This window comes from Priestia filamentosa (assembly GCF_900177535.1).
Classification (GTDB): domain Bacteria; phylum Bacillota; class Bacilli; order Bacillales; family Bacillaceae_H; genus Bacillus_I; species Bacillus_I filamentosa.
Genome location: NZ_FXAJ01000002.1, coordinates 820,315 through 841,575 on the forward strand (window position 1 = coordinate 820,315; position 21,261 = coordinate 841,575).

A 21,261-nucleotide genomic window follows, 5' to 3' on the forward strand; every position below is an offset into this window, starting at 1 on the left:
TATTTTTCTGTTTGAACAGCCATAAAACACTGGTTTATTGATGGCGGTTTCGCATGTTACCCTATAATTAAGAGCTATTAAATAATTTTGCGATTGGAATGAGTGTTATCTTCAATCCAACGTGTATTGTTCTCGATCCAAATAATAAATTTATGTTTAGGAATTCTCGTTCCAGCTAACTTGAATACCGGGAAATCTGAACGATTCATCAATTCTGACATCTTTGTTTGCTTGATTCCTAGAATCTCTCTTACGTGGGCAGTGGTTAACATACTTGGGTATTCACTTAACCACTCATTTTCTGTAGGTGATGGAGTTACACTTTGTTTGAACTTTTCTAACTCTTGTTGAAAGATTTCTCGAATTGATTCTTCAAAACTCATTTATGAGCGCCTCCTTTACGCCAATTTGTGAAGCGTTCCTTTTCTTCTATGAAGATGTAAATGATTAGACCAACGCTGAACCAGAATGCTGGAACTATCAAGAAAGCCATTTTTAAAAATTCTGACATGGACATATATGGAACCCCCTATTAAGCTGGTTTTGAAAACTGTTTAATGAGTTTATTAATAAAATAGACTTGACCTTTACCTGTGATTTTAGGTGTTCTCGTTTTCTTCATTTCGCCATTTGAACCCGTGCGTATTCCATGTTTGATGACAATGACACCAAGATCTAAAGATTTTTGAGTAGGCATATTCCACATATCGCCCTTTTGTTTGCAAAGGTAGCCGTTAACACGTAACCAGCTGAACAATCTGTTAGCTCCGATATCAAGACCCTGTTGTTTTAGCGTGATCGCCAAATCCTTAACTAAAACCGTGTCTTCTGATACCGTTACAGCTTCTGCATAAACCACTTTAGGTTTTTGTTCATCAATTAACCGTTCAGCTTCCATACGTTTCTGCTGCTCATCTTTTAATTGAGTTGCAAGATTGATAATGGTATCTGGATTAAGTAATGCTCGTTCAATGGTTTCTGGTGTCATATAAGCACCATGTTTACGAATTGAAGGAATAACTTCTTGTGTAACCCAACGTTTGAATTGTTTTGCTTGTTGTTTACGACTCGTGAGGATTAGACAATAAAGACCGGATTCATTAATAGCTGTCATTTCTTGTTGACCACCAAGGGTGTCCACTACTACCGACTCCCTTTCATCAAGATCTAAGCGAGATATTGCATCTCGGTACTTACTGATTTCTAGCACTTCACAAACATCTTTAGCAATGAACCACGGTTCGTTATCCTTAACAACCGTTCTGATTTGATGGTTTTGATACTGAAACCATTTAGTTAACTTGTCCACGTTATAACTTCCTAAGCTAAACTCTTTTTATTCAACTTTACGTGGAATTCTTCTTCAAAAAAAACTGTTGCTGGAACCTCTAATGCCTTTGCTATTATTTCTAATTCATTTGTAGTGATAGGTCTTTTTCCAGATTCTTTCATACTGTACCCCGATGTTGTCATATCAATCTTCTCAGCGATGAATGTTTGAGAAACGCCTTTAGACTTCCTTAAAAGTCTAATCTTTTCGTGTAACTTCATATCTTTCACCTCCTCTAAATTCCACGTTAAGTGAACTTCTTAAACTTAGTTTAACTCCACGTTAAGTGAAAGTCAACAACTTTATTTAACTTTTAGTGGAATTTATTTAACATAGCGTGAAATATTGATAATCTATTATATATCTCGTGTAATACACTGCCTTACACGAATGTACACAAACATTCACGACTTTACATAAACATTGGAAAAATGAAACGGTAGGTGATACTTATGATGACTTTAGGTAAGCGCCTAAAAGAAGAAAGGGAAAAACGTAAGTGGTCTCAGAAATTTGTTGCTGAAAAGCTAGGGATTACTAATACTGTGCTTTCTAACTACGAACGTGACTACAGAGATCCTGATACAGAAAACCTAAAAAAGCTTGCAGAACTCTATGAAGTTTCGACTGATTATTTGTTAGGTAGAGAGACACCTTCTAAGGAAAAGCCAGATGTACAAGGTCTCTGGTTCTACGATATGGATGGTATTTCTAAAGAAGATTTAGAGGATATTGAAGAAGAACTCACTGAATATATGGAATACTTACTTGCTAAGAAGAGAAAGAAGAAATAATTTTTTTAAAAAACAGCGTTAAGCAAAAGTATCGAAATGGATTCTCGTTTTTTATACATTTGCTTAAGGCTATTCCTTATCTTCTTCTTAATACGTTATTGACGTTATTAATGACGTTATTAATATAAGTTCATTACTTGTTCATTCTTGGTTTATTACTTGTTCATTACTGTAAAAAAATACAAGTGGTTAAACCTTAGAGCCACAAGGGATACAAGATTTGTCCGTTCATTACTTGTTCATTCTTGGTTCATTCCTTCATCATTCTAAAGTGTTTTCCTTTAGAACAAGAAAAAACCTGATATAATAAGGTTTCGAAGAAAACATATAGAAAATTTCGAAATTTATAGTTTAGGTTTTCATAGAGAGGTTAAGGGAGAAGTAAGTACTTTTTTTGCACAAAAGGTTAACTTACTTCTTTACCTTACAACGTATTTATCAAGGGGGCGCATTTATATTATGGATTATCAGTACGTACCAACTCATCTAGAGGAATGGATTTCTAATGAATATATTAAGAGGCAGATTCTTACGCCTGAAGACTTAATAATTGAAAATATTGCCAAGTGCTTTCAAGTAGACTTATTCATTCGTGCTGGTCAAATTTATTCAGCTGAAGTAAACGGACAGTTTGTTATTTTTTTGCGTGAAGAAGAAACGCCACAAAAGCAAAAGGAGAGATTCTTCCATGAATTGTGTCATCTCTTAATTCATTCTGGAAGACAACCAGACATGCCTATTCTTTTACGTGAGCTTCAAGAGAATCAAGCGGAGAATTTTGTTAAGTATGCTTCTCTCCCCTACCACATGTTATCCTACCTCAAAGAAGATGATATGTATCATACTTCCGAGTTATTTAATGTTTCTATTGACGTTTGCAAGGATCGTATGATTTCTTTGCAGAAAAGAAAACCCTATAAAAGAGGTTACATATTCCATCAATTAGTACCAGCGCTGTCCCGCTGTTAATTTTTTACCCTTTTGTTGGTAAATTAGTCCTGTAGTTCTATTTTAATATTAAACTTCCAAAAATCTTATACTCAGGGGGAATTTACGTTGAAAAAGTTAGGAATTACATCATTAGCATTAGCTTTAACTCTAGGATTAGCTGCTTGTGGAAACTCCGAGAAAAGTTCTTCTGAAAGCTCAGAAACGAGTAGCCCTGATACAAAACCAGTAAGTCAACAAGAAGTATCTGTCAAAGTTACAGATAAAGTTTTCTATACTTGGGAAAACGAAGCCATTGGCGACATTCCGCAAATTGTAGCTTATGCAGCTTTAAAAAACACAGGTAAAACATCCGTAGATGTAAGAAATACCAAACTTACCTATTTAGATAAAGATGGTGGAATACTACAAAGCACTTCTGCAAGTCAAACACTAATTACTAGTATTGCCCCTTCAATGATTGCTCCAGGAGAAACTGCGTATCTAGCTATCTCTGAGGATGTTGGAGAAACATTTAAAGATGTTGAAGATATTGAAGTTGAAGTATCTCCTGAACCTATTGATTTTGGTCTTAACACTTTGAAAGCTGAAAATGTAAAGGTAGTAAAGACTGATGACTGGGGTGGAGATATACACGTTACAGGATATTTAAAAAACAGTATTGATCAAGAAGCACCTACGGTAGAGGCAGCTGCTGGGTTATATGATAAGAACAATAAATTCATCGGTGCTATCTTCCCTGGCACTGATCATCAAATAAGTCTCCAAGCTAAGGATAAAACTAGCTTTCAATTAGGGGTTCCGTCATTCCCTTCTGACAGAGTCGAAGATGTAGATCATGCTGAGATTCAGGCAATGGCTGTAAAATTTGAATAAATTATGATTTGCCCTTTCGGGGGCTTTTCTTATAAAATTAAACCGAACGTAGGTTTGTAAAGGAGGAGCATATATTGGCGTATTTTCGAAAAATCAAATCTAAAACAGCTAAAAAAGGTTACACTTGGGGTTTTACTATGGATGTAGGGATAGACCCAGTCACAGGAAAACGAAAGCAAACTTCAAGACGTGGCTTTACAACTAAATCCGAAGCAGAAGTCGCTTATCACAAATTAAAGGATCAGATTTATAAAGGCTTGAAACTCGAATCAAATGACGTTTTGTTTAAAGATGTATTAGCAGACTGGTTAGAAATGTATAAAAAGACCGTAAAAGTTAGCACTATCAAATCACGTAGAAATTTAATTAATCATCTACTTCATTATTTTGGAGATATGAAACTTAAAAATATTAAGCGTCCTATGTATCAGCAAATGTTGAACGATTTTTATAAAAAAGGTTATTCTCTCAATTCAATATCCAGTCTTCATACGACTGCAAATATGATTTTTAAACGTGCTTTAGAATTGGAACTTATCCACCAAAGCCCTACTGATTTTGCTAAGTTACCTAAAAAACAAGTGACTGTAGAGGAAATAGAAAGTAAAGAGTCAAAAATTCGGTTTCTTGAGAAAGAAGAATTAATGGAGTTTCTCAAAATGGCTAAAACAGAAGGTTTATACTTGGATTATCAATTATTTTCTACCCTTTCCTATACAGGAATGCGGATTGGAGAAAGTTTGGCTTTAAAGTGGACAGATATCAATTTTGAGGAAGGTACAATTAGTATTACAAAAACGTTGTTTAATCCAACAAATCATGAAACGAAATATCAATTACTCACGCCTAAAACAAATAAATCTATTCGGACTATTTTTATTGACGAATCTATTCAGGCTATCCTAAAGAAGCATAGAGTACAACAATCTCAATATAAGTTAATGTCAGGTACCGATTATGTAAATGAAGACTTTGTATTTGCTAAGTTAAGTGGGCATCCGTTAACAGTAAAACTTGCTGGTGAACGGATGAAACGAATTTTGAAGAAAACATCTTTAGAAAAAGATATCACGCCTCACTGCTTACGTCATACACATACTTCCCTTCTTATTGAAGCAGGAGCTGGGATAAAAGAAATACAAGAAATACTAGGCCATGGTGATGTACAAACAACTATGAACATCTATGCTCATATGACAAAAGATTTAAAAGAAAAGACCTCTCAGAAATTCGGTGAATTAATGAAAGGCCTCTCGGAAAATCTCTAGTTTTTAACCAAATGTGGTCAGAATGTGGTCGTTTTGCAATCAAACCTCTTACGAACCTTGTTATATCAAGGTTTTCTTCCCTTTCAGGAACCATTGGGAACATGCCTCCTCCCCATTCATCAAAAGCACTATGAATATCAGAGTGACAAATTCCACTGAACTTAATATCAATTAACACATCGTCTGGACGTAATGCTCTTCTTTCTATTGTTGTTGTTTCAAATGGTGCTTTCGCATTTGCAACACTTAATACACGTGTTGGCGTTGTGTTTGTATGTTGATTACACATAAGGAATAACCCAATCCTTTCTCAATAATTTGTTATGCTGTAAGGTTACAAAACTATCATAATCCTTAAAGTACACTTTAAGGCAAGAGATTTTCCTCAAATATTTTAAATCTATGGAAAAGAACCTTCTTTTTCTCTATTTTCTTTGCAGAAAGCTATTAGAGAGAAAATCTAATAAAGTTTCTTTCAAAGTAAGATGCTCATTTTATAGATAGATTGTTTTTTCTCTACTATATTCTCTTTTCTAGGCATAAAAATAATATAAATTGTCACTATTTAGAGGGGGGAGTTTTTAACTTTGAATAAAAAAGCAAATAAATATCATCAAAATCTTGTTGACCAACCAGGATATGTTAATCATATGCCTGCTTCTCATTCTCCTATTTATCCCATTGCAGGGGTTCCGCAACCTAACCAATATGTAACAGGATTAGATCCTGTATTTGTGCAGCATCTAAGTAGACATCAAGGTCAAAAAATTGCGGTGATGACAACAGGAGGTAGAATTGAAGGAATAAATGCTGGAGTTGCTGTAGATCATATTCAAATTAATCTGGAAGACCGTTCTACCCATATCCGAATCTCACAAATCATTTATTTTGAAGGTCCTTTGGCTTCTTACAGAAAATAAATAATTGATAATAACATCTTGACTTCTTTTCATAAAAAACAACTACCTTTGCTCATTTCAAGAAAAGGTTGTTGTCTCTTTTTCATTCTATTTAAAAATGAAAAGTAGATAGTTAGTATGGTTTTTAGAAGGTTCCGCTTTCTTCATATTACTTCCCCTTATAAAAGGTAACCATCAAAATACAGTATAGTACTTCTACTACTAATCAATAATCGTTATTTTTTCTACAATATCTTCACGCGGCTGAGCCTCTGGAACGTTATCGAATTTACCAACCATTAATATACCGACAATCTTTTCGTTTTCTCCTACTCCTACGGATTGTTGGAAGGATGAATTGTGAATTAATTTTCCAGTTTTCCATAAAACACCGATTTTGTTTTCCCAAGCTAACAGAAGGAAATTCTGAATTAAAGCAGCTACAGCGCTAAGGTCTTCTTCTTGTTTTAAAGGATCTGTATTTTCAGGCATGATTACCACAATATTAGCCTGAGCTTGAGTGAACTTTTCTATTTTCTTAGAAGGAATATTATCGGATGATTGAAGTAAAATATCCCTAAGTTTTTCTTTGCCATCTCCATGAAACAATACAAAACGCCAAGGTTCACGTAACTTATGATTTGGAGCCCATGTTGCGTCTCTTAGCATCTCAATTATGGTATCTAAAGAGATAACCTCATTATTAAAATTTCTAATTGTTCGTCTCTGTTTAATAATTTCCCTTATTGATGTAGTCATATTGTTCTCTCCTCGTATTATGTAATAACCATTTCTCTGTAACATTTTTTAAAGCTAAAATGGACAATCAATGTTTAGACTTAAGAGGTTTTATCAGTGTTATTCTTTATAAAAAAGCGAATAGCTTGCGATATATCCATCTTATGTTTTGAACAAAAGTTCAGTAAAGCTTCATACGTATTTTCATCTAATCTCACATGAATAGAGTGGTTAAGGTTCCCCTTCTCTTCTTTTAGAAAATGTTTCTTTCCTCCATGTTTATGTTTCCCTCTTTTTCGATGAAAAGAGATAGTAACAGACCCCTGTTCCTTAATAGCCTTATCACCTTCATTTTCTATCCAAACCTCTTGTATGTGGTGTTCATAGTTTTCAAGATGGTTGTTTAGTTCTTCTCCTTCTATCCCTTTTCTTTTCGCTTTATGAACAAATTTTCTTTTCATAAATTCTTCATACTGGGTATAACTCTTAAATGTTATGGTTCTCATTTCAGTTCACCATTTCTATTCTTTGTATATGGAGGTCCATCTAATTGATAACAATTATTTTGTGTAACGATAATTGTTATCAATTAGATTAAATAAATCATAAGCTAGATTTTATTACTTGTCAATGCATGATAAAAAACTGCACCTCCAATTATTAGCTTTGTCTAACAATTGGGGTGCAGTTTTTTATCAGCAGTTTCTTATATTCATTTACCTTGTATCTGCTCTATATGCTTCTTCATAAATCTTCTCAATTTCTTTAACCGTTAACCATCTTGGATTATTGTTGAGCAGACGATCAATTTTACTTGCTTCTTCTGCGAGGTTTGGAATATCTTCCGCAGTAACCCCTACATCTTTTAAACTAGACGGAATTTCTATATCTTGGGCTAATTGCGTTAATGCGTAAACCGTACAATTAGCTGCTTCCCTCAACGAAAGACCTTCTATATTTTCCCCTAATGCTTTTGCAACTTCTGCAAATTTTTCTAAATCGGTCACCACATTATATTTCATTACAAAAGGAAGAAGAAGAGAATTTGCGACCCCATGAGGAACTTTAAATTTCCCGCCAAGTGGATAAGCAAGTGCATGAACTGCTCCAACGCCTGCATTACCTAGTGAAATACCTGCAAGCAAACTACCCATCGCCATATCTTCACGTGCCTGTACGTCTTTCCCATTGTACACTGCTTTGCGTAAAGAACGAGAAATTAGTTTAATCGCTTGTAAAGCGATTCCATCCGTTAGTTCTCCAGCGCGAATAGCTGTATAAGATTCAACAGCATGAACAAGAGCATCCATCCCTGTTGCTGCAGTTACTGATGGAGGAACAGTTAACGTTAATGATGGATCTACAATTGCTACTTTAGGAAGAAGATAAGGACTAACAATTCCTTTTTTCACCTTATCCCGTACATCTGTAAAAATAGCGTTGTACGTAACTTCAGATCCTGTTCCAGCAGTAGTAGGCACTAGAATTGTAGGAATTCCTGCATTTTGGACCTTTTCAATTCCTACCAAGTCTCGTACATTCTCTTGATTAGTTAACATAATGGAAAGAACTTTGGTGGCATCAAGCACGCTCCCTCCTCCTACACCAATAAGGAGGTCATATTCTTTTTCTTCAAGTTGAATCATCATTTGTTCTAAGTTCTCAAATGGAGGCTCAGGCATTACTTCATCCATAGTGTCTACAGCTAAATCAATCTCTTCTAAAGAGGAAATAACTCTAGATAGGAGACCAGTCTGTTGAATAACCTTATCTGTTATAATCATAGCTTTTTTTGATTCTAACTTTTTAGCTTCTTCCCCTATTTTAGAGATAGAGTCCCTTCCTGTAATTAAAGTTTGAGCTGTTCGAAAATAAGAAATGGTCATAATACTTCCTCCCTATAGTAACTTGACACTCGTAAATTTAAGTTCAGTTATACTTTGTTTCTTAACTTAACGCTGAATTTTTTTAAAAACTTACTATTAAAAGAAATTTTCGTTTTCTCTTTGGAGACCTTTAAAATTGGTACATTTGACGAAAAAAGGCTTTGTAAATCGTTTGGATTACATAGGAGGAAATGCTTTTATTTCATAGTTAGTGGAGGGGGTTTTTTAGAGAGTCAATGAAACTATAAAAAAGGAATCATAGCAAAAGCCATTCAAAACTTATTCTGAATGGCTTTTGTCTTAGTAAACAAAATAATTATTTTTATATATGATATACCACCTAAATATCATAATATCACGGCAGAACATGAAACTTTGCTAACGTTCTGCCGTTTATTTTGCTTTTAATAGTTCTTCTTAAAATACCTTCAGATTAAGAGTAAAAGCCCCAACTTATAAAATGCTTTAACTTTCTACGATAACAATCACGTTCACTCATTCCAAGCTTGTTGAACCTTTCATAATCCTATTATTCTTCTGGTGACATGTAGCGCTCTATAATAGTTTGAGGCTTTTTCAACGCTCAACGATTAACCGCCCCACAATCGAGTGATCACTTTATCTATTTACCTGTTTCCTCTATATTATCTCTCAATTAAAAAATTTTCTTCACAACAATCTCCTGCAGAAGTAAGAAAACACTCCACCCTCCAATGCCCAACATTACGGATACTATTAAAGGGAAAGAAGATTTGAGTGAGATAGCTACAATGATGAGAAGAACGGCTGTTGCTGGAAAACCCCAAATGACTCCTAAAGCAAATCTACTGAGTTCTGTTGTGGTTTCTCCCTGAATAGAAAGCCAAACTAAGCTTAGTAAACTTACTAATGGCAAAGCCGCTATAATTCCGCCATACTTAGGCGAAAGTTGAGCAATTCCTGAGACAATTCCAATAATGAGCGCTGATACCAATACTTTAAGAATTAAAAACATTTTTCGCTTCCTCACTAAGAAGCGAAAAAGCTTTTTCAATAGCTTTAACTTCAGACACTTCCATACTTTCTAATAGTTTCTTTAATTTCTCTGTATCTAATCGAGTATGTCTATGTAGAATATTTGTCCCTTTCTCTGTTAACACGACAAGTACTTGTCTTTCATCTTTTGGACTTCTTTGTTTAGAAACAAGTTCTTTTGCAATAAGTCTTTTAATATGTTCAGAAGCGGTATTATGAGAGACCTGCAAGTATGCAGCTAAATCCCCTATTTTTGTTTTAGATTTCTTTTCGATACGTTGGAGAATACGTATTGCTTGATGGGAGATATTCTCTTGATGAACATAGTGTAAATGATGATAAATATCTGTCCAATTCTCATTTATATGAGTGATAGCTTTTTCAATAGTCATCAGTTCAGTTTTTCTCCTTTTTATTTACATCTTAGCATACGATACAATCGTTTTAAAAGATACTTTTTAATACTATTAAAAATATAAAATGATGTTCCTTTATGAGATAGAAAAAACAGCCTTTTCAAAGAGGCTGTTTTTTCTATAGCAATATATAAAGTTTTATTTCTCTTTTAATTGCTGATATGAAGTAAATAAGCTTGGATAAATAAGAAAACTAAGCATAACGCATGTCAGCGTAGCAGAAGCCATCATCGTAAATACGATTAACAACTGAAAACGGACAGCTTGGACAGGATCAGCTCCAGCAAGAATTTGTCCTGTCATCATGCCTGGTAGTTGAACAAGGCCAATCGTTTTTTGGCTTTCTAAGGTTGGAATCATACTTGCTTTCATACTTGCTTTTAAAATATGAGAAATTGCTTGTCTAGTTGATCCGCCAAGCGATAAAATAAGCAAAACTTCCTCTTTCCTAATTTCTACTTCTGAAGATAGACGATTTAGAAATAAACTAGCAAGAACCATAGAGTTTCCGATAATCATTCCACTGATTGGAATCATGTACTTTGGTGTGGGAGGAATAATGCCTAATAAAAGAAGCAAACCTTGTGTTATGCCTTCTACAACAATAAGTGTAAGCAGAACTTTCCAAAACACGCCTTGCTTCTTCTCCTTTTTTTTCACTACATTTTGAGCTGCTACTAATATCATGCACAAAATCATAATGATCGTAAAAAAAGGATTATTTAAGTTAAAAATGAATGTTAGGAGATACCCAATGAAAAGCAGCTGAATGCTTGCTCGAATTGTCGCAATAATAATGTCTTTTTCAATGCCGATTTTAAATGATTTTGATAGAAACAGAGCAATAAATACAAAAACAATCGTAAATAAAAGTACTATAAAGTCCATGCTGCTTCTCCCATTAAAAATTGCTTTGTTCGTTCATGTGTAGGAGCGGCGAAAAAATCTTGAACAGAAGCTCTTTCAACTAAACGTCCATCTTCAATCAACCAAACTAAATCTCCTACTCTTTTGGCTTGCGCAAGGTCATGAGTAACCCAAACAACCGTTTTGTTCTCTTCTTTATTCAAACGCAACACAAGATCCTCCACTTCGTGTGTGGAAAGAGGATCAAGAGCAGCTGTGATTTCATCTAAAAGAAGGATTGAACTATTATTAGCAAGCGTTCGTGCTAACGACAACTTTTGCTTTTGCCCTCCGGATAGACTTCTAGCATCTTGTTGTAAAAGGTTTTTAGGAAGACCTGTAAAAGCTATCAGCTGTTCAACGCTGTATGTCTGTTTCTTATGAAGTTTATATGTAAGCAAAAGATTATCCTCAACAGTACCGTCTAAAACAGGCGCATTTTGAAATGCAATGCCTACATGCTGTCTCAACTTACTTATATTCCACTCCCGCACCTCCTTCCCTTCTACAATAATTTCTCCTTCATTAGGAGAAATGAGCAGATTACAAAGAGAAAGAAGTGTACTTTTTCCTGATCCAGATGGACCAACAAAAACGACAACAGAATTTCGCTGAATCGTACCAGAAATTCCATGAAGCACAGGCTTCCTTTCCCCATTTTGGATAAAATGTTTACTAACAGATTTAAATTCAATAACAGGTGACTGAATCATGGGTTTTACACCTTTCTTCTCTTTTTATATGTATATTTTTCATACTTTACTTTTCGTATGAATCCTAGTAAATTTTATCATTTATTGCACCTTATAGATAAGCCAAAATATAAGAAAGTTCATTTTAAAAAAGATGCTAGTACAATTTTGCCGTCGCTAAGTGTTAACTAAATGTAAAAGAGGCCTTTATCATTAAGGCCTCTTGTGCATGTTTTCTTTCTGCTTTTTTCTTAATCATTCTCTATTCTTTTACAATTAGCTTCTGTTTTTATTACATATTTATTTTGTTAAACATCATATGTCTAACAATTATTTCTTGCGTCCAAAAGAGGCAATACTAGGATAAATCTTCAACTACACGCCCATCTTTATAAATATGATACCATCCAATTGTACCTGTACCACCTTCATCTATCCAGTCCTTATTGGCTGCTTTAAATCTGTAATAAGACTGCTTTTTAGAGTCTTTTAGTAGTCTACCATTACCACCAAATACAATATTGCTCCCTAATTCCTTCTGCCCTAATGCAATGGCATCATCGACGGTAAACTGCTGTCTTTCCACTTTATTCTGATCTAAAGCAGCCCATGTTGCAGGGCCCACAATTCCATCTGAAGATAGATTGTGATCGGCTTGAAACTGTTTTACTATACTTTGAGTTTTCGGGCCAAAAATTCCATCAATCCCTGTATTATACTTCACATCTGTAAGACTTTGTTGCAGGATTCGTACATAACTAGAGTGAGAACCAAGACGCAAAGTCGGTCGTGTTTCAGCTTTTGTTGCAATCTTTTGAGACTCAGCTTTAACTACTGCATGATTAGGCAATGCTCCCATTGTTAAAGGTGTTGTGACAAGCATGAAAGTTGGAATAACAGCTAACAATTTCTTCTTCATAATAACTAACCTCCATGTCTAGTAATACGGTCCATTCCTTTTTCTAGTGTTCTAAATAAATTAACTTGATCAGTTATTTAGAACGCAATAAAAAAACAGCTAAACAAACTACTCTTCCCCTGCCAGTAGTGAACCATTCGTCAATTAACTTACCTATATATAAACCTAACTATAAACATCCTTCATTTAAAAACCAGTAAAGGAAATTTATATAATAATTACAACGTTTATACTACAACCATCACATAAATAAAACAACATATTTTTTAGAATAATTAAAATTTTTTGATCCCCGAAAGTTATTCTCTAATATATTCTCCCTATCCTTTATAAGTTATTTCCCATAAGAGTGCTCTTTCCTGACGTTGTTTAAATAACTTCTTTGTGACTTCGACCCCTCTCATTGATTTAAAATTTATCTTTTTTAGAAAAAGTTACGCAATGCATACCCCTAATCAAAAAGAGAACAATAAGCTAGAGGTTAACTTTATGACGGCAGATTTTATTCGAGAACCTGCTAAATGCTGGTCCTGCTGATTATCGTTGGTTATGTTGATTAGTACGTTGCTGCGTTGAATGCCTAATCTACTCTCTAAACAATTCTTTAGAGCAGTGTCCAAATGTCATTGTTTTTGGTCTTAAAGAGCTTCCTTTATTATTTTAAATTCATAAGAAAATCTTCATTTATTTAACTTGAAGATAACAAGTATTGTTAGGTGTGAAACAGATGTATAAAAAATTATTAGGGTTCTTCGGATTGATGTTATCTATTACAGTAGTGTTGTTAGAAAAGGATACTTTGTTAGACATAATAAAAGAAGGCACAATGAGGTCTATAATCCTCAGTATTTTATTTATAGCTATTGTTTCTCACTTTCCCATTATTCCTTTCTTTTTAGCTGTTGGTATTATGGGGGCCATCTTCGGTCTTCTGAAAGGAACTTTAATTTCGTTAATAGGCGTTATAATAGGTGTCTTGGCTGTTTTCTTTCTTACAAGATACAGCTTTCGAGATTTGATAAGCAAAAAAGTAAAGAATTCTCCTACAACACGCAAATATGAAGACTATTTTGCTAAAAATGCTTTTACATCCATCCTGTTTTTCGGAGGGATACTCCCTCTTCTTCCTTCATTATTCACAAGTAGTTTATGTGGTTTGAGTAGTGTACGATGGACTGTTTTTTTTCTTGCCTCACTAGTCGGTCAAATTCCAAGAGTTTTTGTTATCACAACAGCAGGTGTTTATTTTCCTACTAACAAGCTAATGTCATTAAGTATATATGTGGGCTATATTGCCGTTACTTTATCGATGAGCTTTCGAAAGTTTCCAAATTTATTTAGAATACCAAAGGGAACAGACAGAGGAATAATGAAAATGATAAATAAACGTATCAAATAAACCAAGAATGTATACGAACTCATCCTTGGTTTATTTTTATCAACTATTAAAATGGTTACTTTGTCATCTCCTTTAAACACGCTGTCTTAACTTCAATATGAATTTCGTGAACCAATAAGCAAGAAACACGATAACGAGATCTATGATATAAAAGTGAAAAAGTGTAATTCCTTTTTTTAATTCAATTATGTTAAGTGCTCCTTCAATAGGAGCCAGAATAAATGCGAATAGAGCGCTTAAAACCAATGTATAGAGAATAAAGCTTTTCTTGTGATTTGTACAATACTGATAGAGAAGTAAAAATCCTATCGGGAGAACAGATGCCGTAATATTTATAGAGCGAGGTAACAAAGGAGTTAAATAATAACCTCTAATAACATAGCCGCTATTTGTTAACGCAAGCTCCGTATACGTCCATATTATATGTACTGTATACCCGAAGAAAAATACTTCAAAAATCCGTTTTCGATCAACCGTAAAGTACAGTAAAATAAGAGGAATAATTAAAGAAGCAAGAACTAACCAAAAATGCCAGTCACCAAAATCTGTATACTTTTCCCAATAAGAAGAGAATAAAGAAGACATTTCTTGCCCTTTACTATAGATTTTCTCTAAGTGCTGCTCACGATTCATAAAAGAACCTCCTAGTGAAACGTTCTTTTTAGTCTTGTTACAACACTTCTTTTTTATACACAATCCTTCTTCTACTCTTTATGTAAAAAAACATGAAGCAAAATAAATTTCTTCATTCGTAACTTATAAATTCTGTAAGAACTGAATAAACTTTTTCATACTTTGAGATCTTTGCTTTCCTTTTTTCACCACAAATTGAATTTGAACATCTTCTGAAAGCTCCTCAAACTGTACGACTTCCCTACTCAGGCAAGAATGTGCTATATCCGCTGGGATAATGCTCATTCCAAGTCCATTAGCAATCCCTTGCAAGATCGATTCTAATGAATCAAATTCCATTAAAACTGGTTTATCGAAATGATGGTTTTGAGAGAACTGTAATATTTTCTTTCTATATATACAATTTGGGTCACTATTTACGAGTAATGTTGGGGATGATTCCCTTTTATCATGTCCTTCACAAGACAGAAGAACAACTTTTTCACGATCAGAATAAACTTCTTCAAATGGATTTTCATCGTTATCTCCACTAAAAAAAAGTCCATCAATTTCTCCATACAAAAGTTGCTCTTGCAGTATTTGTTTTGTATCTGTTTTAACTTTTACTTTTATATTTTTATTTTGTTTTAAGAAATCGGAGAGAAAATGAGGAATTTTAAAGGCAGAAATAGTTTGAGAAGCTCCAATTGTTAAAGAGCCCTCTCCTTTACCCTCCTTCATTTTTGCTTTTACTTCATCCATTAAAAAGAGAATTTTTTCTGTATACTCTAACAAAAGAACTCCTTCATCTGTTAATGTAACTCCTCGGTTTGTTCGACTTAATAATTTAGTATCTAGTTCTTCTTCTAAATGTTTTATTCTTCCACTAACATTTGGTTGAACATAGCCTAATATTGCTGCAGCTTTTGATATTGATTTCTGCTCTGCTACGCATTTAAAAATTCTTAAATCTTGGCTTTCCAAAGGTAAACTCACTCCTTTGATATCATTTAAAATGATACTAGTCTTATTATTAACTATTATATCTTCTTTACATAATAAAGTTATAATAAATTACAATAAAGAGAAAGGAAGGATAAAAACATGAGCGATTTTGAAAACAAAGTATACATTATCATTGGCGGAGGCACTGGTGTCGGAAGATCAATTTCCTTAAAATTAGCAGAAAGAGGCGCAAAAGTTATTATCAATTATCGTAAATCAAAAAAAGAAGCAATGGAAGTAACCGAGAAAATTACAGAGTACGGAAGGGTCGCTCTCCCTTTTAAAGCAGACGTTGCGATAGAAAAGGAAGTGAGTGAAATGATTTCACATGTTATAAAGGAGTTTGGGCGAATAGATGGATTGGTAAATAACGCTAGTATTACTACTCAAATTGCTATGAATGATTTAGAATCTGCCACAGATGAAATATGGGATTCCTTGTACGAGGTAAATGTAAAAGGTATGTTTCATTGTATAAAAGCTGTTGTTCCTTTTATGAAGAAACAAGGCTCAGGCGCTATAGTAAATTTAGGAAGCGTAGCCGGAACAACCGGAATTGGCTCTTCTATCCCCTATGCAGCAACGAAAGCAGCTATTCATAACATGACAAGATCTCTTGCAATTGCTCTTTCTCCTCATATTCGAGTAAACTGCATATCTCCAGGTGCTATAGACACAAGATGGTGGTCTGGCAATAAAGATAAGATGTATGAGCTTGTTGGGAATCTACCACTTCAACGTATTTCATCACCAGACGATATTGCAGAGGCTGTCCTGTTTCAACTCACGCAGGCGTCTGTTACAGGGCAAGTGTTTACTATTGATAATGGTCAAACTCTTTAGTTTTAAAGATGAGTTGTTTTTATATTTTTTGTTTTATATTTCTTTTAGAACAACGTTTATTTAGATAAAATTGCTGCTTTACAACCTATTTTCATTTAAATTTGTAGTTATTTTCAGTTACTTCATTTTAATAAATAGAGGAAGAAAGTAAACTATCGTAAATTTAAAAGCCCTCATCCTATATAGAATGAGGGTCTCCTTTATATAATTGTCCAACCTTTGGTGGATTTCACTTATTTTTTATTTTTGTTAATGAAATAGTCTCTTCGCGTTTACTCTATCTTCCCCTCCCCTTACAATGTAGACTTAACTATCCTAAAAGTGTAAAAAGTTATTTGGAGTAACACGGTTTTTTCTACTGTCCACTAAAGCAATACAATGAGCCAATCGCTCTACTCCTAGTTCAATTTTACTCTCGTTCACTTGAGAGATACTTAATCGGATAAGATTTTCCTTTTTATATTCTGGTAAAAAAAATCTAGAGGCATCATCAACATATACATGCTGTTCGTTTAGCATATGAACTATCTGTTTTGCTGTCACCTTCTCAGGCAAACTGATGGATAGATAGAATCCTGAAGAGGGCTTAGAAAAATGAGTATTAGCCGGTAGCAATAATTCACATGCTTCTTGCAGGATATGCATCTTTGTACGATATATCTCTTTTACTTTTTTTAGATGACTATTAAACATCCCACTTTTCAAATAAATTTCAAGAGCCCCTTGAGAAAGTGCTGGACTATTAAAATCTGAACTAAATTTATATCGTAAAAAATCGTTATTCATTAATGGAGGAAGAACGACAGTAGCAATCCTTAATCCCGGGAGAAAAATTTTCGAAAAACTTTTAATATAAATCACTCTTCCATAAGGATTAAACGAAAATAAAGGATCTGATTTCGCATTTGGATCAAGGTCTCCTAAAAAATCATCTTCTACTATATATACATCGTATTTTTCAGCTAACTCAACGATTTTTTTCTTTTCACTATTTGTGTAACAATGTCCAAGAGGATTGTGGAATCTCGGGATAATATAGAAAAATTTTACATCATTATTTCGAAAAATGTATTCTAGACGATCAAGATCGATCCCTTCCTTCGAAAACTCAATTCCAAAAGTAGTCGCTTGGTGCAGAGTGACAGACTCAATAAACCCAAAATAAGTAGGCTGTTCAATAAGAATATTATTTTTTCCATTTGGAAATGGCATAGACACTAGTAAATTAAGGGCTTGCTGCGAGCCGGATACAACTACTAATCTTTCAGGTTGAGTGAACACCTGTAAATCCTGCAAATATTTCACTATCTGCACTCGTAATGAATAAAACCCTTGCTGATCAGAGTATGTAAAAAGTTCTTCTTTATATTGTTCAATTGCTTGATTCATACAGTGCTGAAATTCAAGATAAGGCATCACGTTTTTATCTGGACCCGCAGATAAGAAATCAATGATCTCATGTTCATTCGTTGCATTTTGAAATTCATTCACAACATAGTAACCACTTTTCGGAACGGAATAAATTAAATGCTCTTTTTCTAGCTCAGCATATGCTTTAATAACTGTATTCTTGCTACATGAAAAATTCTGGGATAGCTGACGAACAGAAGGTAGCTTACTACCTGCAATAAGCGATCCATCCTCTAGGCGACGCTTAATCCCTTCCATTATCTTAATATATTTTGAGCTCATATATTCATTCCCCTTTTAATTGTACCAGTACAGATAGGTGAAAAAACAATTTATTTTAGGATATGTACCCCATTATTATTTTAATTATATCAGAACTGTTTTTTAGAAAAGCAGAAAATGATACAGATATGGTACAAATTTAAAAGATAGGGGTAGAATGCTATGCAGAAAGAAACCAGAGAGAAATTTGGATTATTATTAGGGTTAGCAGGCGTCATTTGTTTTAGCTTAACGCTCCCTTCTACAAGCATTGCAGTAGAGTATTTTGGGACTACATTCGTCGGTTTAGGAAGAACAGTGGTTGCCGCGATTTTAGTAGCTGTCGTATTGATTGTTCGAAAAGAAAAACTACCTTCTCTTCACCAATTCAAAAGTCTATTTGTTGTTGCCTTTGGTGCAGTTCTGGGATTTCCTCTCCTCACTTCTTGGGCAATGGAATCTTTGCCTGTTTCTCATGGTGCTGTGGAAGTAGCCCTGTTACCATTAGCAACAGCTGGATTTGCTATGTTTAGAGGAGGTGAAATTCCCTCACTCAAATTTTGGATTTCAAGTGTAATTGGTTCTTTAGCTGTTATTATATATGCTCTTCATCTTGGATTTGGGGGATTACAATTTGCTGATTTAGCTTTACTTGCATCCGTGCTCATACTTGGACTTAGTTACGCAGAAGGTGGGAGATTAGCAAAAGAATTAGGTAGCTGGCAAGTTATTGCTTGGGCAATTATGATCGGTGCTCCATTTTTTATTGTTCCAGTTGGGCTAAACCTGACAACTGAAATGATTCATGCTCCAATACATGCGTGGGTTAGTTTTATTTATCTCGCAGTGGTCAGTCAATTTCTAGCATATGTTGCTTGGTATAGCGGAATGACTATGGGCGGAATAGCAAGAGTTAGTCAGATTCAATATTTACAACCATTTTTAATGATCCTATTTGCAACCGTATTTCTAGATGAATCCATCACATTTTTCACTCTTTTAATAGCAGTAATTGTTGTCTTTTCTGTAATATTAGGTAAAAATGCTCCCGTAGCAAAAAAGAGAACCTCATTAGATAAAAACTAACTGTATGTTCAAAAATTGTGAAAAAATCCACTTAAACTAAAGGGTACATTTGATAATATTAGTTACATATAATATGGAATGGCCCTTGATTTATATATTTCTTTTAAAATTAGGTAATGATAAAAATTCAAGTTTAGATAGACTATAAGTACAAAAAAGGTTGGGCTTCCTTTGGATACCTAACCTCTTTTGAATATAACAAGATAACTTTTTGCTTTTTCAGTACCATCTATTCGGAAAACTTTACTTATTTATATTCTTCTTAGAGAATTTATTTATATTTCTAGGCAAAAACAGGTTTTTGACGCATAGTACTCATCCAATCTTCGCTTTAACAATTTCATATGATATTACATATAGAGTCGAGGAGGTGAAGATATCTATGTATGAATACGAATACGAGTATGATAGAAAAGACTATTATGATGATAAACATGACAAACATGATAAAGATAAAAAAATGAAATGTTACTATGAAGAGTTAGAGGAACACCCTGAGTATGATGAGTATTATGGTAAATATGATCGTAAACTTGACAAGCATTACAAACATGATAGATATACAAGGTTAAAATGTTACTGGGAAAAACCAGATAATGAGTATGATGAATATGACAAATATAGTAGTAAATATGATGATCAAAAAGATTACGAAGAATGTGACTGTAAAAAAAGATATTACTAAAGTGATTCTACTTTAAAACATCTCCCAATGATAAAAAAGGCTAGTCCAAGAGTTCAGTTTTAACTCTCTCTTGGACTGGCCTCTTTCCCTTCATTTTCTTTATAAAAACCTCTAAATTACATAAGTTAATAAAAAATGAAATTAGATTTACTAATAATAAAACTTCCCTCCTTCATCAAGCTTCACTCCCTTCACTTTCCCTTCATTTGTAATTCAAAATACTTACTACAGCGTTATAATCAAATTATTTAATGGTAACAAGCCTCCCTTTAAAAAGGACAGATTGTTTTAGCTGTTTAAATACACATTAAAACAAAGTTCGAATACGCTAGGTACTAATACAAATAATACTAAGCTTAAAATGAGGGATAATATGATACAAATATTTGGGATGCCTTTTCAACAAACTGACATGTGGCCATCTGGTAGCATTGAAAGTATGATCGTTCAACGAATGAATGAAGACCAAATCGTTTATTCGTATCAATCTGTCGATGAATTATCGTTTGAACTCAAATTGCGGGAAAATATTATAGCAAGCGCAAGAGCCATGAATGAAGGTCATGCAGATTTTGAAATCTTTGAAAACTCTCGTTGTAATCCTCAGTACTGGCATTTAACGCGTTCTGGCGGATTCCAACTGAAGCGTGATGTAATGCCATCTGATGCAATTCAAGATATTTACAAGAACAGTTCACTATATGCTTTTGAATGTGCTACAGCAAAAGTAATTATCTATTACCATGCCGTTCTAAACAGTATTGGTGAACATTTATTTAATCGATTGTTCCGTCCTCTCTATTTATACAGCTGGCATTTTGATCCTGATCTTGGAATACACGCTATTAAGACGAGGCATTTCTTACCTGGAGATATTGTTTATTTTAATAATCCGGATTTTGATCCAGAGGCCTCCTGGTGGAGAGGTGAAAACGCCGTTGTTCTCGAAGATGACACTTATTTTGGTCATGGGGTAGGAATTGGAACCGCTGAACAAATCATTGACGCTCTGAATCAAAAGAGAAAGCCAGGAGAAGGTAATCAATCAGCTTATCTGACAAATTCAGTCGCAAGACCATCTTTTAAACATCTAGCGAACATTTCGATGCTGCCTCGAGGTTATAGAGATTATAAAGTTCAATATATTAAAGTGCATCATAACGAAATTTCGATTTCATGTGATCGACATCTATTCTATTTAAATGAGGTATACAAGAGGATAACGTATTCCAACCCATTTTCATAATGAAAATGGGTTTGGTAATTTTAGAAAT

General features: G+C 34.1%; 25 protein-coding genes and 1 pseudogene. 10 read left to right on the top strand and 16 right to left on the bottom strand.

The genetic code is table 11. The features are described 5' to 3' along the window. Positions 1-77: 77 nt before the first annotated feature. From B9N79_RS11205 to B9N79_RS11215, 4 genes are read right to left on the bottom strand one after another with little or no spacing between them, the layout of a single operon-like run. Positions 78-383: a helix-turn-helix domain-containing protein gene (locus B9N79_RS11205; protein ID WP_085118384.1), complete on the bottom strand. Its 306-nt coding sequence runs from the start codon at positions 381-383 to the stop codon at positions 78-80. Further along, the gene (locus B9N79_RS26115; RefSeq protein ID WP_167555118.1) at positions 380-517 is read right to left on the bottom strand and encodes a hypothetical protein; all 138 of its coding nucleotides are present in this window, start codon (positions 515-517) and stop codon (positions 380-382) included. Before B9N79_RS26115 ends, B9N79_RS11205 begins: the two co-directional genes overlap by 4 nt. A gap of 15 nt (positions 518-532) precedes the next feature. Next, complete coding sequence (locus B9N79_RS11210; protein WP_085118386.1) at positions 533-1,309, bottom strand: phage antirepressor; 777 nt, start codon at positions 1,307-1,309, stop codon at positions 533-535. An 11-nt stretch (positions 1,310-1,320) separates the two neighbouring features. Then, positions 1,321-1,551, bottom strand: a complete 231-nt coding sequence (locus tag B9N79_RS11215; protein WP_085118388.1) for a helix-turn-helix domain-containing protein — start codon at positions 1,549-1,551, stop codon at positions 1,321-1,323. A gap of 234 nt (positions 1,552-1,785) precedes the next feature. Here B9N79_RS11215 and B9N79_RS11220 point away from each other — a divergent pair, with 234 nt between their 5' ends. From B9N79_RS11220 to B9N79_RS11235, 4 genes are all read left to right on the top strand, one after another. After that, positions 1,786-2,124, top strand: a complete 339-nt coding sequence (locus B9N79_RS11220) for a helix-turn-helix domain-containing protein (protein WP_085118390.1) — start codon at positions 1,786-1,788, stop codon at positions 2,122-2,124. Positions 2,125-2,583: 459 nt separating this feature from the next. Next, positions 2,584-3,093 (top strand): ImmA/IrrE family metallo-endopeptidase, encoded by a 510-nt coding sequence (locus tag B9N79_RS11225; protein ID WP_085118393.1) that lies wholly within the window; start codon positions 2,584-2,586, stop codon positions 3,091-3,093. A gap of 87 nt (positions 3,094-3,180) precedes the next feature. After that, a complete protein-coding gene (locus tag B9N79_RS11230) occupies positions 3,181-3,948 on the top strand; it encodes a hypothetical protein (RefSeq protein WP_085118396.1) in 768 nt (255 codons plus the stop codon). Between the two features lie 74 nt (positions 3,949-4,022). Next, positions 4,023-5,216: a site-specific integrase gene (locus B9N79_RS11235; protein ID WP_085118399.1), complete on the top strand. Its 1,194-nt coding sequence runs from the start codon at positions 4,023-4,025 to the stop codon at positions 5,214-5,216. Between the two features lie 76 nt (positions 5,217-5,292). Here the strand turns inward: B9N79_RS11235 and B9N79_RS11240 are convergent. Beyond that, positions 5,293-5,505: pseudogene (locus B9N79_RS11240) on the bottom strand (alcohol dehydrogenase); the annotation flags it as partial. Between the two features lie 298 nt (positions 5,506-5,803). Here B9N79_RS11240 and B9N79_RS11245 point away from each other — a divergent pair. Further along, a complete protein-coding gene (locus B9N79_RS11245) occupies positions 5,804-6,136 on the top strand; it encodes a DUF2642 domain-containing protein (protein WP_019394194.1) in 333 nt (110 codons plus the stop codon). Positions 6,137-6,337: 201 nt separating this feature from the next. Here the strand turns inward: B9N79_RS11245 and B9N79_RS11250 are convergent, their stop codons facing one another. The 8 genes from B9N79_RS11250 to B9N79_RS11285 form a co-directional block, all read right to left on the bottom strand. Next, positions 6,338-6,874 (bottom strand): nitroreductase family protein, encoded by a 537-nt coding sequence (locus tag B9N79_RS11250; protein WP_019394193.1) that lies wholly within the window; start codon positions 6,872-6,874, stop codon positions 6,338-6,340. Positions 6,875-6,954: 80 nt separating this feature from the next. Then, positions 6,955-7,314 carry a hypothetical protein gene (locus B9N79_RS26385; RefSeq protein WP_205208649.1) on the bottom strand — a complete coding sequence of 120 codons (360 nt, stop codon included), beginning with the start codon at positions 7,312-7,314 and terminating at the stop codon, positions 6,955-6,957. Positions 7,315-7,569: 255 nt separating this feature from the next. Next, positions 7,570-8,739 (bottom strand): iron-containing alcohol dehydrogenase, encoded by a 1,170-nt coding sequence (locus B9N79_RS11260; protein WP_046217376.1) that lies wholly within the window; start codon positions 8,737-8,739, stop codon positions 7,570-7,572. 655 nt (positions 8,740-9,394) lie between these two features. Then, the gene (locus tag B9N79_RS11265; protein ID WP_046217377.1) at positions 9,395-9,733 is read right to left on the bottom strand and encodes a DUF3147 family protein; all 339 of its coding nucleotides are present in this window, start codon (positions 9,731-9,733) and stop codon (positions 9,395-9,397) included. Then, positions 9,717-10,145 (bottom strand): MarR family winged helix-turn-helix transcriptional regulator, encoded by a 429-nt coding sequence (locus tag B9N79_RS11270; RefSeq protein WP_046217378.1) that lies wholly within the window; start codon positions 10,143-10,145, stop codon positions 9,717-9,719. The genes B9N79_RS11265 and B9N79_RS11270 overlap by 17 nt, the downstream gene beginning before the upstream one ends. Before the next feature lie 162 nt (positions 10,146-10,307). Then, positions 10,308-11,057: an ABC transporter permease gene (locus B9N79_RS11275; RefSeq protein WP_040057491.1), complete on the bottom strand. Its 750-nt coding sequence runs from the start codon at positions 11,055-11,057 to the stop codon at positions 10,308-10,310. Continuing rightward, complete coding sequence (locus B9N79_RS11280; protein ID WP_046217379.1) at positions 11,045-11,788, bottom strand: ABC transporter ATP-binding protein; 744 nt, start codon at positions 11,786-11,788, stop codon at positions 11,045-11,047. Before B9N79_RS11280 ends, B9N79_RS11275 begins: the two co-directional genes overlap by 13 nt. Positions 11,789-12,125: 337 nt before the next feature. Beyond that, complete coding sequence (locus tag B9N79_RS11285) at positions 12,126-12,686, bottom strand: peptidoglycan-binding domain-containing protein (RefSeq protein WP_182928716.1); 561 nt, start codon at positions 12,684-12,686, stop codon at positions 12,126-12,128. Positions 12,687-13,413: 727 nt separating this feature from the next. Here B9N79_RS11285 and B9N79_RS11290 point away from each other — a divergent pair. After that, entirely contained in the window at positions 13,414-14,085 is a 672-nt protein-coding gene (locus tag B9N79_RS11290; protein ID WP_046217381.1) for a TVP38/TMEM64 family protein, read from the top strand. 72 nt (positions 14,086-14,157) lie between these two features. Here the strand turns inward: B9N79_RS11290 and B9N79_RS11295 are convergent, their stop codons facing one another. Together B9N79_RS11295 and B9N79_RS11300 are read right to left on the bottom strand one after the other, a co-directional pair. Further along, positions 14,158-14,718, bottom strand: a complete 561-nt coding sequence (locus B9N79_RS11295; RefSeq protein ID WP_046217382.1) for a hypothetical protein — start codon at positions 14,716-14,718, stop codon at positions 14,158-14,160. 123 nt (positions 14,719-14,841) lie between these two features. After that, positions 14,842-15,681 carry a LysR family transcriptional regulator gene (locus B9N79_RS11300; protein ID WP_046217383.1) on the bottom strand — a complete coding sequence of 280 codons (840 nt, stop codon included), beginning with the start codon at positions 15,679-15,681 and terminating at the stop codon, positions 14,842-14,844. A gap of 120 nt (positions 15,682-15,801) precedes the next feature. Here B9N79_RS11300 and B9N79_RS11305 point away from each other — a divergent pair, with 120 nt between their 5' ends. After that, positions 15,802-16,545: an SDR family NAD(P)-dependent oxidoreductase gene (locus B9N79_RS11305; RefSeq protein WP_085118401.1), complete on the top strand. Its 744-nt coding sequence runs from the start codon at positions 15,802-15,804 to the stop codon at positions 16,543-16,545. A 315-nt stretch (positions 16,546-16,860) separates the two neighbouring features. On the opposite strand, the gene B9N79_RS11310 is transcribed toward B9N79_RS11305, so the two are convergent. Next, positions 16,861-18,237: an aminotransferase-like domain-containing protein gene (locus B9N79_RS11310; protein WP_085118403.1), complete on the bottom strand. Its 1,377-nt coding sequence runs from the start codon at positions 18,235-18,237 to the stop codon at positions 16,861-16,863. Positions 18,238-18,399: 162 nt separating this feature from the next. Here B9N79_RS11310 and B9N79_RS11315 point away from each other — a divergent pair, with 162 nt between their 5' ends. From B9N79_RS11315 to B9N79_RS11325, 3 genes are all read left to right on the top strand, one after another. Beyond that, positions 18,400-19,302, top strand: a complete 903-nt coding sequence (locus B9N79_RS11315) for a DMT family transporter (RefSeq protein WP_046217386.1) — start codon at positions 18,400-18,402, stop codon at positions 19,300-19,302. Positions 19,303-19,684: 382 nt separating this feature from the next. Then, on the top strand, positions 19,685-19,987 hold the full coding sequence (locus B9N79_RS11320; protein WP_040057483.1) for a hypothetical protein: 303 nt from the start codon (positions 19,685-19,687) through the stop codon (positions 19,985-19,987). Between the two features lie 373 nt (positions 19,988-20,360). Continuing rightward, complete coding sequence (locus tag B9N79_RS11325) at positions 20,361-21,233, top strand: protein-glutamine gamma-glutamyltransferase (RefSeq protein WP_085118406.1); 873 nt, start codon at positions 20,361-20,363, stop codon at positions 21,231-21,233. Positions 21,234-21,261: the final 28 nt, after the last annotated feature.